At 36.5% G+C, this 14,636-nt stretch carries 15 protein-coding genes and 1 pseudogene; 9 read left to right on the top strand and 7 right to left on the bottom strand.

The window, feature by feature from the left end; genetic code table 11:
• Positions 1–51: 51 nt before the first annotated feature.
• Both ACU8YW_RS26015 and ACU8YW_RS26010 read right to left on the bottom strand, forming a co-directional pair.
• On the bottom strand, positions 52–564 hold the full coding sequence (locus ACU8YW_RS26015) for a DUF3278 domain-containing protein (RefSeq protein WP_088608266.1): 513 nt from the start codon (positions 562–564) through the stop codon (positions 52–54).
• Entirely contained in the window at positions 565–756 is a 192-nt protein-coding gene (locus ACU8YW_RS26010) for a helix-turn-helix transcriptional regulator (protein WP_088064837.1), read from the bottom strand. It abuts the gene before it with no gap.
• 375 nt (positions 757–1,131) lie between these two features.
• Between ACU8YW_RS26010 and ACU8YW_RS26005 the strand changes: the two genes are divergently transcribed.
• The 5 genes from ACU8YW_RS26005 to ACU8YW_RS25985 all read left to right on the top strand — a co-directional run bounded on the left by ACU8YW_RS26005 (position 1,132) and on the right by ACU8YW_RS25985 (position 5,720).
• The gene (locus ACU8YW_RS26005) at positions 1,132–2,325 is read left to right on the top strand and encodes an efflux RND transporter periplasmic adaptor subunit (protein WP_088064836.1); all 1,194 of its coding nucleotides are present in this window, start codon (positions 1,132–1,134) and stop codon (positions 2,323–2,325) included.
• Positions 2,322–3,002: an ABC transporter ATP-binding protein gene (locus tag ACU8YW_RS26000; RefSeq protein ID WP_098133472.1), complete on the top strand. Its 681-nt coding sequence runs from the start codon at positions 2,322–2,324 to the stop codon at positions 3,000–3,002. Before ACU8YW_RS26005 ends, ACU8YW_RS26000 begins: the two co-directional genes overlap by 4 nt.
• On the top strand, positions 2,999–4,201 hold the full coding sequence (locus ACU8YW_RS25995) for an ABC transporter permease (protein WP_426934161.1): 1,203 nt from the start codon (positions 2,999–3,001) through the stop codon (positions 4,199–4,201). Before ACU8YW_RS26000 ends, ACU8YW_RS25995 begins: the two co-directional genes overlap by 4 nt.
• A 128-nt stretch (positions 4,202–4,329) precedes the next feature.
• On the top strand, positions 4,330–5,031 hold the full coding sequence (yknW, locus tag ACU8YW_RS25990) for a YknW family membrane protein (RefSeq protein ID WP_426934162.1): 702 nt from the start codon (positions 4,330–4,332) through the stop codon (positions 5,029–5,031).
• A 218-nt stretch (positions 5,032–5,249) separates the two neighbouring features.
• Positions 5,250–5,720 carry a sigma-70 family RNA polymerase sigma factor gene (locus ACU8YW_RS25985; protein ID WP_087985940.1) on the top strand — a complete coding sequence of 157 codons (471 nt, stop codon included), beginning with the start codon at positions 5,250–5,252 and terminating at the stop codon, positions 5,718–5,720.
• A 55-nt stretch (positions 5,721–5,775) separates the two neighbouring features.
• Here the strand turns inward: ACU8YW_RS25985 and ACU8YW_RS25980 are convergent.
• Positions 5,776–6,282 (bottom strand): annotated as a pseudogene (locus ACU8YW_RS25980) (competence protein ComK).
• Positions 6,283–6,476: 194 nt separating this feature from the next.
• On the opposite strand from ACU8YW_RS25980, the gene ACU8YW_RS25975 reads away from it, so the two are divergent.
• Positions 6,477–6,875, top strand: a complete 399-nt coding sequence (locus ACU8YW_RS25975; protein WP_000731403.1) for a DUF4359 domain-containing protein — start codon at positions 6,477–6,479, stop codon at positions 6,873–6,875.
• A gap of 19 nt (positions 6,876–6,894) precedes the next feature.
• Here the strand turns inward: ACU8YW_RS25975 and ACU8YW_RS25970 are convergent, their stop codons facing one another.
• Together ACU8YW_RS25970 and ACU8YW_RS25965 are read right to left on the bottom strand one after the other, a co-directional pair.
• Positions 6,895–7,110, bottom strand: coding sequence for a DUF2922 domain-containing protein (locus tag ACU8YW_RS25970; protein ID WP_001197599.1), 216 nt, complete (start codon positions 7,108–7,110; stop codon positions 6,895–6,897).
• A 107-nt stretch (positions 7,111–7,217) separates the two neighbouring features.
• The gene (locus tag ACU8YW_RS25965; RefSeq protein ID WP_088064834.1) at positions 7,218–7,442 is read right to left on the bottom strand and encodes a DUF1659 domain-containing protein; all 225 of its coding nucleotides are present in this window, start codon (positions 7,440–7,442) and stop codon (positions 7,218–7,220) included.
• 110 nt (positions 7,443–7,552) lie between these two features.
• Between ACU8YW_RS25965 and ACU8YW_RS25960 the strand changes: the two genes are divergently transcribed.
• Positions 7,553–8,038 (top strand): VanZ family protein, encoded by a 486-nt coding sequence (locus ACU8YW_RS25960; protein WP_088064833.1) that lies wholly within the window; start codon positions 7,553–7,555, stop codon positions 8,036–8,038.
• 24 nt (positions 8,039–8,062) lie between these two features.
• Here the strand turns inward: ACU8YW_RS25960 and ACU8YW_RS25955 are convergent, their stop codons facing one another.
• A complete protein-coding gene (locus tag ACU8YW_RS25955; RefSeq protein WP_097907702.1) occupies positions 8,063–10,819 on the bottom strand; it encodes a DEAD/DEAH box helicase in 2,757 nt (918 codons plus the stop codon).
• Positions 10,803–12,422 (bottom strand): SWIM zinc finger family protein, encoded by a 1,620-nt coding sequence (locus ACU8YW_RS25950; protein WP_088064831.1) that lies wholly within the window; start codon positions 12,420–12,422, stop codon positions 10,803–10,805. The genes ACU8YW_RS25955 and ACU8YW_RS25950 overlap by 17 nt, the downstream gene beginning before the upstream one ends.
• Before the next feature lie 158 nt (positions 12,423–12,580).
• Here ACU8YW_RS25950 and ACU8YW_RS25945 point away from each other — a divergent pair, with 158 nt between their 5' ends.
• Both ACU8YW_RS25945 and ACU8YW_RS25940 read left to right on the top strand, forming a co-directional pair.
• Entirely contained in the window at positions 12,581–13,072 is a 492-nt protein-coding gene (locus ACU8YW_RS25945) for a zinc ribbon domain-containing protein (protein WP_087985935.1), read from the top strand.
• A 5-nt stretch (positions 13,073–13,077) separates the two neighbouring features.
• Entirely contained in the window at positions 13,078–14,628 is a 1,551-nt protein-coding gene (locus tag ACU8YW_RS25940) for a zinc ribbon domain-containing protein (RefSeq protein WP_426934163.1), read from the top strand.
• Positions 14,629–14,636 lie beyond the last annotated feature (8 nt).

The raw sequence follows: 14,636 nt of genomic DNA, 5'->3' as shown, positions 1-14,636 counted from the left end.
AAACAAAAAGTATGTAAAATTGCAGTTTTATGTGTAAGTGATTTTTGTTAATTAGTATAATTTTTTTAGGTTTAATAAACCAATCATGTACATAGTTACACCGAAAAATATACCGCCGCAACTCCAAAGCCCAACATCAAATAAAGAAATAGAGATTTCTTCTGAACCTACATAGGGAAGGATATAATTCATAAAAACAAACATTTGAAAGCCCCAAAGTACACCTGCTTTTAAGCCCGCTTTTCTTAATTTTTTCTTATGTTGCAAATACTCTTCTTTTGTTGCACATTCAGTCTCATTTAAACCTTTTTTCTTAAGCTTAAATGTTAAATAATTAGCATAAATCATATTAGATAGAAAAACTAATATAGTTCCTATAGATATTGTGTGGTTCATAGTATCAACAAGTAACATAATAAGCATTACCAACATATTTAACCACCATAAACCAATTCCAGCTACAGATAATTCTTTATTGATTTCTTGTTTTTGATATTCATCTCTTTCACTCATTGTTCCAACAAAATTATTATAAACTCTTTCTTTCCATTCAATTTTTATCATTTAATCTCCCTCCCAAAATAGACTGTTTAAATCTGTTTGTAGTGCTTTTGCTAATTCGATACATAAGGCTAAAGAGGGGTTATATTTATTATTTTCAATTAAGTTTATTGTCTGTCTCGCTACATTAACTTTTTTAGCTAATTCTAGCTGCGATAGACCTTCAGATTTTCGATATTGTTTAACGTTATTCAAATATAAACCTCCTATTAATAATTGTAGACCTCGTGCATCAGAAATGTCATTTATATGTGACATTTTATAATTTGATAAATGAAATGTCAAATATATATGACAAAAATGATAATGGTGCAATTAGGAAAATAATTTTAATAATTTATCTTGGTAAGGAGTTGATTAATAAAGGATGGCTTTTCTTATATTAATATAATCTTTCCTTAAATCTATCTTAAAAGACAAGATGTCATATTTCTAATCATTGGAATTTTTGTTACAATATAAATGGATGTGTAAAACTTTGTAAAAAGAATGTAATAATATGTAATCTGTTTTCAGAAAGTTTTATACAATTCTTATATTAAACTATTAAGTTATAAAAGGAGAGAGAATATGGTACCAAATACGGTTCGTACTCCAAACAAGAAGAAGAAATGGATTATCATCGGGGTTATTGCACTAATTGTTATTGTAGCAGCAGTTAATATTTTTATTATGCAAGGTAAGAAGAAGGGGGCATCAACATCTGCTGATGCTGTGAGCTTTGAGAAGGTAACGGAGCGAAAGCTTAATAATACGAAGTTAATTTCTGGTCAGGTGAAACCAGGGAATATTGAAAGTTTCTATGCGGATCCGACTAAAGGAAAAGTGAAAGATATTGCAGTGAAAGAAGGACAAGAGGTAGAGAAAGGTACGAAGTTATTCTCTTATGATAATGAAGAGATTAACTTGCAAATGAAGCAAGCTGAGCTTGATCAGAAGATGGCAGATATGCGTTATGATCAAGGAAAGAAGAAAATTGATTCGTTGAAGAAAGAAATTAAGAAGGCAAAGGATAGCGGAGCTGGGAAAGAAGTAACAGATCCGATGGATGAGCAAGTAAGTGAGTTAGAGATGGCGCAAAAGACAACTGATCTAGAGAAAGAAAAAGGGAAGTTGCAAAAAGAAGAGTTAAGTAAAAAGCAGAAAGAGCTTACGATTTATAGTAATTTTACTGGTGTCGTTCAAAAGTTAGATAAAGATGCGGCGCAAAGTTCATCTCAAGCGTTAGGTGGTCAAGGGAAAGCATTTTTACAAGTGGCGTCTAAAGATCCATTCCAAGTTCAAGGGACGTTAACTGAGCTTCAGAAGTCACAAATTCAACCAGATCAAACATTTACTGTCACTGCGAAAGCAAATAGTAAGAAGAAGTGGACAGGTAAAATTACAGAGGTAAGTGAATTCCCAACGAGTGCAGAGATGGCTCAAGCTGGTGGTATGGGTGAAGCGACTCAAAATATGTCCCAATATACATATAAAGCAAGTCTTGATAGTCAAGATGGTTTATCTCCAGGTTATCACGTTTCTCTGCAAGTAAGTTTAGAGAATAAGACGATGATTGCTGTTCCAACTAAGAGCATTGTAGAAAAAGGCGATGATGCATTTGTTTATGTTGAGGAAAAAGGGAAGCTTCGTAAACAAAATGTGAAAAAAGGTTCTACTGATGGAGATTGGACAGAGATTGTTGAAGGCGCAAAAGTGGGGCAAAAGGTGGTTAAAAATCCTTCCGACGACGTGTATGACGGAATGGAAGTGAAAGAGAAATGATTACGTTAAATAATATTGCTAAAACGTATTATCAAGGAAAATTGGCAGTGCCGATTTTGCACGGTATTAGTTTAACGATTCAAAGCGGTGAGTTCGTTTCGATTATGGGACCGTCTGGTTCTGGTAAATCAACGCTTATGAATATTATCGGTTGTTTAGATCGTCCAACAGAAGGCGAATATATGCTGAATGATGTGAATATCTTAACAGCAGACGAGTCAAAGCTTGCTTTAATTCGTAATGAATATATTGGATTTGTGTTTCAGCACTTTAATTTGCTTCCGCGTCTTTCGGCAGTCGAAAATGTTGAACTTCCGCTCGTATACGGTGGTGTGAAGAAAGCAGAGCGTCGTCAAAGGGCTCTGGAAGCGCTTGGTAAAGTCGGTTTGTCAGATAGGGTTCATCATTTGCCGAATGAATTATCAGGTGGACAGAAGCAGCGTGTAGCGATTGCAAGGTCGATTGCGAATAATCCAACGTTCATTATGGCTGATGAGCCTACTGGTGCGCTTGATACGAAGTCTGGTGAGCAAGTGATGAATATTTTCACAAAGCTTAATGCAGAAGGTACAACGATTGTTATGGTTACACATGAAGAGGAAGTAGCAGCGTATTCTTCCCGCCGCATTGTACTGCGAGACGGGAAAATTACAGAAGATAGAAGGTGTGCGGTATGAGTTTACTAGATAGTATAAAAATTGCCCTATCTTCTATTTTAGCTCATAAACTGCGTTCAGCTCTTACGATGCTCGGTATTATTATCGGTGTTGGTTCTATTATTACTGTCGTTGCAATTGGGCAAGGCGGGGAAGCGATGCTGAAGTCGAAATTCGCAGGTTCTGGTGGTAATAACCTTATGCCAATTCAATTTAAACCAGATATGAATGATGAGTTTGCTATAGGCGGATTTGAAATACCAAAGTTAACAGAAGAGGATATTATGGAAGTAAAACAAGTGAAAGATGTTTCACATGTTATTACGACAAATTCGACAACAGAGATATTGGATGTAAATGATAAAAAAGCAAATCTGAATGTTATTGGTCTTGATAATGAATATTTTGCGGTTAATAAAGTAAAGGTCGTAAAGGGACGTACTTTAGGTGAATCAGATATTTCTCATGCAAATAACGTTGTGATGATTAGTACAAAAACAGAGGAAACGTTATTTAAGGACGTAAACCCAGTAGGACAAATTATTGAGATGAAGGGGCAGCCAATGCAAATTGTTGGTGTGTATACATCTGATAATGAGTTTATGGGATTTGAAATGGAAGAAGCGTTAATCCCCCTTACATTATGGCCTGTTTTATTCGGAACAGATGATATTCAAAATATCGCAATTCAAGCTAAAAATGTAGACAATTTAGAAGCAGCTGGGAAACAAGCTGTTGATGTATTAAATAGTCGTAAGCCAAGTGAGATTCCAGGTAAATATGAACTGGTGAATTTAAAAGAACTACAAGAAAATGTTTCTAAAGTCACTAGCATCATGACGATGATCATTGGCGGTATTGCGGGTATTTCACTAGTCGTTGGTGGTATTGGTGTTATGAATATTATGCTCGTATCTGTAACGGAGCGTACGCGCGAAATTGGGATACGTAAAGCGCTTGGGGCAACGCGTAGTAAAATTTTATTACAATTTTTAATTGAAGCAGTCATGTTAACGCTTCTAGGTGGTTTGATTGGAATTGGTCTTGGATATGGTGGGGCATATATCGTTTCCACATTTGCAAAATGGCCACCACTCGTTTCGTGGGAGGTTGTCGTTGGAGGCGTACTGTTCTCTATGACACTTGGTATTATTTTCGGATTAATTCCAGCGAATAAAGCTGCGAAGTTAGATCCAATTGAAGCATTACGTTATGAATAAGTTAGTAGTGTAGTAGAGAGGGGGCTCTCTACTACACATTACCGTTCTAGTGGGCGGTTCGTAGCCTCTATGTTGAGGAAGTGAACCGCCCGTTAGAACGGGTTATATAAATAGAAGGAGGCGTTATAATGGAAGCGAATATTAATACGCAAAAAGCTGGCGGAGAGAAGCCATCATTGTTTGGAATGATGACTTCTCCTGGCTTACAGTTTGAGAGAATGAAGACGACTGAGAAAGTTTGGGGCATGTTCTTCATAGTGGCACTATTACAAGGACTTGTAGGTGGTTTAAATTCGTATATTACGTATACATCACCTGAGATGATTGAAATGCAAAAGAAATTAGGTGGTGCACTTGCAGAACAGGGCTCGCTTGTATCAAATGTAGTTTCTAGTACGATATGGGGAACAGTAGGTGTTATGATCGCAACATTCGTTGTTGCAGCTATTTATAAAGTGTTTATGATGTTTTACGGGAATGATACTTCTTACAAAAAAATAGTAATGATTATTGTATACGCGGATATTATTGTTATTATTGGTGGTCTCATTAATGGTATTATAGCTTTAATTTTAGGTGCTGCACCAACTGCGTATACAAGTTTAGGTCCGTTATTTGAGAAAGGCTCACTTGTATACGGAATCGGTAATTCAATCGAAGTGTTCTCTTTATGGAATTTAGTTTTAATTTGGTTAGGATTACAAGTTACAGCAGGATTAAGTAAAGTGAAAGCAGCTATTCCAATTATCATTTTATTCATTATTAAGGCAGTATTCTTAGCTGCGATTGTTGTATTGATGGCAAAGTTTTTACCTGGTTTACCGGTATAATATGATTGGACTAAAAGGTGACTCTCCCAAGAGTCACCTTTTTTATTTTTACCCTTATTTCAAATACGACCAGCAGAATTTCAAATTCTACTTCGTGTAATTTCAAATTTCGGCGGTAGTATTTGAAATTACTCACAGTGAAATCGCTTCTTTATTTTTATATTGTGGAGGTACCGGCGGAATAACAAAGAGGTATACCTTTTAGAAACAGGTACTGTGTGAAGCCAGCGACTTTTACAGAGACAGTTGTTTTGTATGAAGGAATGATTGTAAATCAAATAAAGAAGCTAGGTATTTATCAAGATCATGAAGAGTATTATCAATGTGGTTTAATTGGTCTTTGGCATGCTTATGAAAGATTTGATGCGGAGAAAGGAAGTTTTCCTGCATATGCAGTTGTAACGGTGCGTGGTTATATATTGGAAAGGTTGAAGAAAGAGTCTGCCTTGCAAGAAAGGAATGTTTACGTAGGTGAATATGAGGAGATTTTTACGTTTGAAGATGCTGAAATAAGAGCAAAGGATTTTATGAGTGTATTAGATGAGAAGGAGAAGTATATTATTTTCGAACGTTTTTTTGTAGGGAAGACGATGGGGGAAATCGCTAGCGAGATGGAAATGACTTATTATCAAGTGAGGTGGGTGTATCGGCAAGCACTTGAGAAAATGCGAAATAGCTTAAGAGGATAAATAGGATTATAAGAATGGAAGGCAATGGATATTGCTTTCCATTCTACTTATTCTGTTAAGGTAGTAAATGTAATAAGAGGTTTTTAAATTGTAGTGAATCTTGCATGTTCATACGTGATAATACGTATCCAGCTTTTAATAATTATTGTTTTAACTTATGGGGACTGATATGTATTGTTGTAGTAGTGCCATTTGAAAAATGAATGTTAGCTTTTTTACTCTTTTTGAAAAATTCTATGTCATCTATATGGTTATAAAATAGCCATATACAGTTTGGAGAAGAGGGAGATTCTGTCGGGAAAGCACAAATATATTCTCGATGATTAATTGGAATTGGGACATTTTGTTTAAATTTAAAGTTTGTTTGGACTGCATTACGTCTGCCTTGATAAGTAGAGTGAACATTGGTTAGACAAGATTGCTTGATGAGTTGGAGAGCAGTTTGACAGGAGTAAAGATGGTTCCCGCTACTGTCGATAATTTTGGTGCGATAATAAGGGTGCTTGTAAGGTTCCAGCATCATTGTAGAATTAGAAATAATAATATCATTTTCTTCATTCATAAATTTGATTCCTCCCTTATAAATAATAGTAATACCAAATATAATTATATACGAATTAAGTAAATTAATTATTAATATTCTGTTTCATATTGTAAATTTTGACTATTCGTTTACAATCAATAGATGTTAGTCTTTCTAATTTGCATCGCTTGTACATATATATGAAAATAGAAAAGAGTAGGCGGTGAGATAGTATGAAGAAAAAGTATATTATTATGGCTCTAGTTGTTGTTCTTCTAGTATATTTAGCAAATAGTAATCCGAGTAAAGGTGAATATACGGATTGGGCAGCGAAGCAGTTTATGAAACGTAATGATGTAAGTAAGAAGCTAGACGAAGTTCAAAAGGAAAATGAAGAAGGTCTCCTTGGCGATTTAGCATCGGCTGGTAAGAAGTTGGCGAAAAAATATGTTGAGCCACAAGTTGGATTATTAATCGAGAATTATACAAAGCGAAATGATTATATTTTCTTCTCAACATATACGACCGAGTTTGATATAGGCGGAGAACATTATAAATATGTATGCGTCGGTTTTTCAAAAATCTTTATTCCGATTGAAATGCCGAAGAAAAAAGACGAATCTGCAAAATGATGCAGATTCGTCTTTTTGTTTATAAGTTAATTGGAACTTCAGATACATTCTTTTCTACGAGACGGGCTCCTTTTTTTCGGGTATTTTCATTAATTGATGAAAATACAGATGAGGCAAGGATGGTATCCATTACTTGATTTACGACTTGTGCATCGACGGGTGTGATAGGTTTCTCGATAGAAAAAACAACTGTTTTTCCATCTTCTTTCGCAAAAATTAATTCTAGTACTTGCATATGTTATTTCCTCCTTTTTATTTATCCCGCTATATTGCGGGCAGGGTGATTGGTGTTGGTTCATACTTAGCGGGGGATGAACACCCCCCACTAAGTAAATTTTAACCTTATAGGGTAGAAAGATCTGATGTGCTAACAAGCTGTATAGCGTGAAGCGGCGATACTTGTAAAGAAGCAAGAGCACGTGCTACGTTTTGTACTTGCTCTAAGTTTGCGTTTGTTTTAACACGCTTAAATTGTTTTTGCTTAAAAGCTGTTTTTCCGTTCTTATCTAATCCACTGTTTAAGACAAGACGTAAAGTTAAGTCCGTTACGATTGTTCCGACTGCCATGTTTATCACCCCCTTTCACTTTATAAATAGGGTGCAAATGTCATGTTTTGGCGTGAAATTTATTCTTTTTTTTGGTACGCTTAAAAGACTAAGAGAGGGGCTTCGGAAGAGTGAAACGTAAATGGTTATTTTGGATTCCTGTTTTACTATGGATGGGGTTGATTTTCTATTCCTCGGCACAACCATATAAAAAGCAGGATATGCGCTCGGATATTGAACAATATGTAAATGTTGAGTTTGTGAAAGAGCATTTCTCGTGGGTATCTATCGATTATGGCGGTGGTACACCTGTTAGCATTGCAAATAAAGGTGTAGGCGGATTTATTGAGTTTTTCCTTCGTAAAGGTGCGCATTTTATGGTGTTCTTTATGCTCGGTTCATTGACGTATTACGCTTTTCATCGATTAGGTTATTCGAGAAAAAGGTGTTTTATATACGCTCTTCTTTTCGTTGCGGGATATGCAACATTTGATGAAATTCATCAATGGACTACGGGAGATCGTACACCGATGTGGCAAGATTCATTACTGGATACATGCGGCGGATTAACAGGAATTATAATAAGCAATTGGTTTTGGAATAGAAAAAGGAGCTAATCTTTTGAGATTAGCTCCTTTTGTTTATACACCAAGTAATTCTTTTAGTTCATCTGTAGATAGTTCGGTCATCCAACTATCGGTTGTAATGACAGCGTTGTTTAATGATTGTTTTCTTTCTAACATTTCATCAATTTTCTCTTCGAGTGTCCCCGTTGTAATCAGTTTATGAACGTGAACGAAGCGTTTTTGACCAATACGATATGCGCGGTCTGTTGCTTGGTTTTCTACAGCTGGATTCCACCAACGGTCGTAGTGAATGACATGGTTGGCAGCGGTTAAGTTTAAGCCAGTTCCACCTGCTTTTAACGATAAGATGAAAATGTCATACGTTCCGTTTTGGAACTGCTCGATCATTTTGTCACGTTCTTTCTTTGGTACACTACCGTTTAAGAAGAGGACGCGCTGACCGAAATGTTCTTCTAACACATTTTTTAGCATGTTCCCCATACCGATGTATTGTGTGAAGATTAAACAACTTTCATTTTGATCTTTTATATTTTCAATTAGCTCCATTAGCGTGCTCGTTTTCATGGAACGTTCGATGATGTCTTTTGGTTCTGTTTCTTTTAAATAAAGAGCAGGGTGATTACAAATTTGTTTAAGTTTGTTCAGCATGAGTAATATAAATCCGCGTCTTTCAATCCCACTTAATCCTTCTACATTTTGCAATGTATCTTGAACAAGTTGCTCATATAAGGAAGCTTGTTCACCAGTAAGTGGACAGTACGCTTTCTGTTCTTGTTTATCTGGTAAGTTTAATGCGACTGTTTGATCTTTTTTCGTACGACGCAGTAAAAATGGTGAGATAAATCGTTGAACTTGTTGGATTTTTCCTTCGTCACGATCTTTTTCAATAGGTGAGACGAAGCGGCGCTGGAATTGTCCTAAGCTGCCAAGATATCCGTGATTAATGAAGTCAAAAATAGACCAAAGCTCGGAAAGTCGGTTTTCCATCGGTGTACCGGTTAAAGCGATTTTGTGAGTTGCTTGCAAGTTTCGTACTGCTTTCGACTGCTTCGTATGTGGGTTTTTAATATTTTGTGCTTCATCCAAAATAACAGCATCCCAGCATAACGTACTAAGTTCTTCTTCATCAAGCTGAGCTAATGCATAAGATGTTAATACAACATCTGCTGATTGAAGGAAGTCTTTAAATGATTCACCTTTCGCTCGGTTACTTCCATAATGTAACTGAACACGTAAATTTGGTGCGAAACGCTCAAATTCTTTTTGCCAATTTCCAAGAACAGATGTCGGTGCTACGATTAAAGCAGGGCCTGTTTGGAGATTGTTCTCTTTTATATATAGTAAGTAAGTGATCGTTTGAATACTTTTTCCAAGTCCCATGTCGTCAGCTAATAATGCTCCGAATCCAAGCGTTCTTAAATATAATAACCATTCAATGCCATGTTGTTGATACGGACGGAGTGTTGCGTTTAGTGCAGAAGGGACATCTACTTTTGGAATATCTCCAATGTGCAGTAGTTTTTGGAATAGTTCTTCATAATATCCATCTAGCTCGATTTCAATATCGGTAAATGGACTATCTTCTTCTACAATTTCTGTTTCAGCAGTGTTTGATAAATGTTGCTGAAGGACATCTTTCATTTCTAGTCCATATTTATCGGCACGGTTCATAAGCTTTCGTACTTCTTCAATAAAGGCTGGATCCAGTCTCATCCATTGACCATTTATATTGAATAACCGTTTGTTTTGTTCAACGAGTTCGAAAAATTCGCTTTCGGATAAATCAATGCCGTTCGTTGAAATGCGCCAGTCAAAGTTAACGAGTGTATTCATGCCGAAGAAAGATTGCGTTTGCGTGGCATTTTGCTTCAGCTGCACACGTAATTTTGGTTTTGTCGCTTTTAAATTTTGCCACCAGGATGGCAGTAAAATCGTAATACCTGCAGCGAGTAATTCGTTACTTGCTTCTGTTAAGAAGTTCCACGCTTCTGTTTCAAAGAGCTCACTTCGGAATGTATCGCCTTCTTTTAACCACGGCACGAGCTTACTGAATCCTTCTTGTGTTTCAAGAATACGTTCTTCATAATCGTGCCATCGTTTTGGTAAAGAATCGATACTTTCATATACATATATGCGATGTGCCCCGCGCTTTGGTGTAACAATTGTCTCAAGCTTCCACATTTCAAATTCTTCTTGCGGCTCTTGTAGCCGTAGTCCAATTGTAAAGGGAAGGTCATCTTCAATGTAACCAATTTTTCGAAGCCAATCTTCTTCATGTAGTGCTGCATCCAATTGTCTTTTCGTAAAGTCGTAATGTTCATAAAGTCTCTTGGCATCTTCCCATCCGTCGTTTGAACGGTTATCTTGTAATATGCTTTCATTTACCGCGGCCGAGAAAAGAGATGCCAATGTGTCATCTTCGATTGGGGTATTTTGCACTTTCCAAGATGGTTGTTTGGGCCAACGCTCCATATCAGGTACGAAGCTACCGCTTGTGAAGGCATCCCATAATTCGTTCGCATCTTTCGTAAGTGCTGTAATAGGGCCATTCATTTGAATATGGGCAAAGGAGTTCATCGGTTTATTAGCGATGTATTCAAATGCTTGTGCGTTTGTTAGCATAACACCTTGTTTTCCTTCAAAGGTTGCTTCCTTTAGAAACGTGCCGTAGAAGGAAGTGGAGTGCCATGTAAATGCATTTCGTTTCCAACTTGTTACGGATAATGGAGTACCGCTGTCATCTTCTCCCCAAAGGAACCAACCTTGACTAACGTGCTGGAGCCTAATTGTTACTTCAGTTTGATTGATCATCGATTAATTTTCCTTTCCGTAATTCCTCTTGTAGTGCACGCAGACGTGAATGTAAGTTTGCGATGTGAATAATGAAAGCATCCCATTCATCAGTACGCTTTAATCGTTTATATAATGTACGTAATTTCTTTAAGTAACGAACTGCACGTCTATATGATTTGCGGTTTCGCTCTTCAATGGCCTCGGTAGCAGCAAGGTGATAAAGAGGAAGGGCTGCTTCTGGTGCTTCCTTTTCAATATCTTTCAGTGGCTCTTTCAAAAGTTCAATTGCTTCAAACCCATGTAAGAGCTGAAGTTCTGCCCATGTACGATATTGCTTTTTCGCGAGTACGTATTGCTCATAGTTTGCGAAACTATATGGTAATAGCTCTTGCAAAATCATTTCGAGTCCGGCTTGTTCATTTGTATGGGTTGCATACGTTTCATACATGATGACAAATAAGCGAACGATATCTTTTATGAAAATTGTATTTTCGTGCTCATGTATCGTTTTCTTCACTTGTTTATACGTAAAGGAAAGCCAGTTTTTCGCACGATCCCACTGCATTGTATTTAATAGCTCTTCTAACCAATAGAAGTACAGACTTACAACAGAAGCAGGCTGTTTCTTTAGTAAGTCCATAGCTAATAGGTCTTCGTCATTTAAAAAGAGTAGATGAGAAGATGCTAATGCTTTGGAAAGTGGATTGATTTTCGTATCGATTCGCTTTTCTTCTTCTTTCAGTTTCTCTTTATTGTGTAAGAGTTCACTCCATATGTGACGATAAATAAAAAATCTTTCTTGCGTATAGGCGTCGGTGGAGAAGAATACTTCGTGAACGAGACGAGCTGTTTCTTGCAAAATTGCTTCAGACTCTGAAGGAATCGCTTCTGATTGTAAGTCCCGAACGATGGATTCCACTTTGTCTACAAATAAGCGAACGACGTTAACAGGCTGGTGATAAGAATACGTTTTATTTGCTTCGAAGTCCTGAATTTCTTCTAATAATTTTTGAAAGCAATAAAGCGCTGCATGTAGCCTGAACAACTCATGTATCGCAACGATACGCGGAGCTTTCCGCTCGAGTTTCGTATAGAAGTCTGTAAAAATACTCATAAGAAAATACATTTGTTTATAAGTAAGCCGAGCTTGTTCTTTTTTAAATGATTCATATTCGTTGTCAAAATACGATTGCCAACTTTTATAATCCGTTTCTTCAAACGCTGATGATTGCAATACTTGTCTTGCAGTTCGAATAGGAGGAAGGGAAGGTTTCGTATTATTTTTAAATAAAGTTAATACATCTCCTACTTGCCCGAAACTAGATGCTGCAGATAGTAAAACAGCGAGCATATGCTCACATTGCGTTGGTGCAAAGCAATCGCAATAGCTTTCAGCGACGTTACGAATCGGGATATGGACGCTATATACGCTGCCTGCAGCATCTACAGTTCCTGATAGCGTATAACCATCAAAGTCAACGTTGTAGACAACACCACTACGATATAGGTGCCGAGCTGTAGCGACATGTTCCTGATCAGCTGTTTGCTGTGGATCTAGTCCTTGAACGAACTCATTCGCAATCATCATAATTTCATCTTTCGTAATTGAGTGTTGCAGCATAATATTCCTCCGTACACATATTTCTTTCCTTTACCATTATAAACAAAAAATACTCAAAACAGAAAAAATGAAATTTGGATTACATAAATTGAAAATCATGGTAATATATATAGTGTTAATTTTGTATATTACTATATATGTATAGGAGGAGAAATGGTTTGTCAGATTTACAGACGAAGTTAGGCAGTGGAATGAATAAGTTACAAGAAGGAATTGAGCAAGGGAAGATGAAGTTACAAGTTGCGCAAGAAATCGCTCAACTGAAAAAAGAAATGCAAGTGCAAATGCAGAAAAAGGCAGAGGTTCTATTAGAGATTGGACAACGAGTCTACGTTCAATTAAGAGGAAACGGAGTAGATGAAGCTAGCCTACAAGAAATGATTGCTCCAGTTCAAGAATTTGATGTAGCTATTTATCAAGCAAGAAAACGCATTGTTGAACTGCAAAAGCAACAAGGCGAGAAAGCTACATGTGAATGTGGTGGACCTTTATCAATAAATGATAAGTTTTGTGGTTCGTGTGGAAAGCCTAATCCAATGTTAGCGATAGAACATGAAGGTGAAACGACAAATTGTATTTCATGTAATGAACATATCGATCAAAACTCTACTTACTGTCCAGTTTGTGGGATTAAGCAAAGTGGGGAGTGAATTAGATGTATTGTCGCACATGTGGAAATCAACATGGTGAAGAGGTAAACTATTGCCCTAACGAAGGAAGTATGGAGATTGCAGGAGCTATAGAGGCAGTAACGTTAGAACAAGATACTGCAAAATACTGCAAAGGTTGTGGCAGTGAAAATGCTCAGCAAAATTTATATTGCCAAAAGTGTGGGCATTCTTTATTTATTGTGAAGAAAAAGGAACAATCTATCAAATTGCCTACAATGGACGGTACGCCTGAAGTTAAATTTACAGCAGATAAAGCTGTTTTAAAAACAGGTTTTATTGGTGGGGCTGTTGCAAGTATTCTCATGTTAATTGCTGGTTGGATTGGTAGTGTATTATTTGCTTCTATATTAAGTGAGATGTTTAGTAAATTTGCGAAAGAATTAGAAATGTTGCCAAGCTTTTATTCGAGTGCAACTTCTACGATGTTAAGTTATCATTTACTTGGTTTTACAGCTAGCGACGATAGCGGATTGATATTTTCTTTATCATGGCATACTCCATTTACATTACTATTAATCATTCCATTTATGATTTTCGCTGGTACAGGAATTTGTTTAGGAAAGCAGCGTGTTGCAAAAACGATTAAGGATCAAATCTTTATAGCAGCAACAGTTGGTATTATTTATGGTGTCTTTTTATTCATTATAAGTTTTATAGCATCACAATCTTTCGCAATTCCATTTTCAGAAGCAGGTAAGATTACGGTTGGCTATTCAGCGATTAAGAGTTTACTGAGTGGTTTTGTGTGTGGGACATTATTTACCTTAATAGGATTTATTGCTCATACAAGCAAAAATAATATGGCAGCAGCATTTCAAGAGTTAATGGCATATGGAGCGTCTGTTTATTACGGTATTTCAGCCATGATAAAAGGACTTTTAGTAACAGCAGTAGTAGTTTGTATTATGGCGTTAGTAAATAAGGAAGACAGTATTGAACCATTAAAAGAAATAACAACTTTAAAATCTGAAAGTACATTATTAGCATTAGAGTTAACACCTCAATTATGGAGTATGGCTCATTTTGCTCCGTTAGAAGTATCAAGTCCAGCACTTAGTAAGGAGTTTACTGGAATTGGTAAGAAATCAAAATCATCTGAGAGCACATTATCGTTTTCATTTATATCAGGCATCTCTGTAAATGGCGTAGTGGTTAGAGATATAATGATTTCAAAAGGAGCAAGTCAGGAAAGCCTTGCTGAATTTGATGAAGTGAATAACGTATTCCATTACGGTTTATTACTGCTTATTATTCCATTGTTCCTTATGTTTAGAGCGGGAAGAAAGTTAGCTGAATTATCGACTGCCAATATGTATATTACATTAGCAGTATGCAGTGGTTCTTACACAATTATGATGATTGTAATGAATATGATTTCTAAGTTCCAAATTGATGTTTCAGGGACTGTAACAAGTTTGTTTGGAACAAGTGGAACGGTATTATCTATGCAAAATTCATTTGTATATTTAACTTTGTGTAGTTTTATTGTGACATATGTAGCAGCATTTGTTGGAATGAAGTTAGCTAAAAAATAGGAGGAGAG

Source organism: Bacillus pretiosus, from assembly GCF_052947655.1.
This window is presented reverse-complemented; position numbering and strand designations above follow the sequence as displayed.

Bases quoted from the DNA above. Each gene is read 5' to 3' on its own strand.
- ACU8YW_RS26015 (WP_088608266.1), bottom strand. From the start codon at position 564: ATGATAAAAATTGAATGGAAAGAAAGAGTTTATAATAATTTTGTTGGA.
- ACU8YW_RS26005 (WP_088064836.1), top strand. From the start codon at position 1,132: ATGGTACCAAATACGGTTCGTACTCCAAACAAGAAGAAGAAATGGATT.
- ACU8YW_RS26000 (WP_098133472.1), top strand. From the start codon at position 2,322: ATGATTACGTTAAATAATATTGCTAAAACGTATTATCAAGGAAAATTG.
- ACU8YW_RS25995 (WP_426934161.1), top strand. From the start codon at position 2,999: ATGAGTTTACTAGATAGTATAAAAATTGCCCTATCTTCTATTTTAGCT.
- yknW (WP_426934162.1), top strand. From the start codon at position 4,330: ATGGAAGCGAATATTAATACGCAAAAAGCTGGCGGAGAGAAGCCATCA.
- ACU8YW_RS25975 (WP_000731403.1), top strand. From the start codon at position 6,477: ATGAAGAAAAAGTATATTATTATGGCTCTAGTTGTTGTTCTTCTAGTA.
- ACU8YW_RS25970 (WP_001197599.1), bottom strand. From the start codon at position 7,110: ATGCAAGTACTAGAATTAATTTTTGCGAAAGAAGATGGAAAAACAGTT.
- ACU8YW_RS25965 (WP_088064834.1), bottom strand. From the start codon at position 7,442: ATGGCAGTCGGAACAATCGTAACGGACTTAACTTTACGTCTTGTCTTA.
- ACU8YW_RS25955 (WP_097907702.1), bottom strand. From the start codon at position 10,819: ATGATCAATCAAACTGAAGTAACAATTAGGCTCCAGCACGTTAGTCAA.
- ACU8YW_RS25950 (WP_088064831.1), bottom strand. From the start codon at position 12,422: ATGCTGCAACACTCAATTACGAAAGATGAAATTATGATGATTGCGAAT.
- ACU8YW_RS25940 (WP_426934163.1), top strand. From the start codon at position 13,078: ATGTATTGTCGCACATGTGGAAATCAACATGGTGAAGAGGTAAACTAT.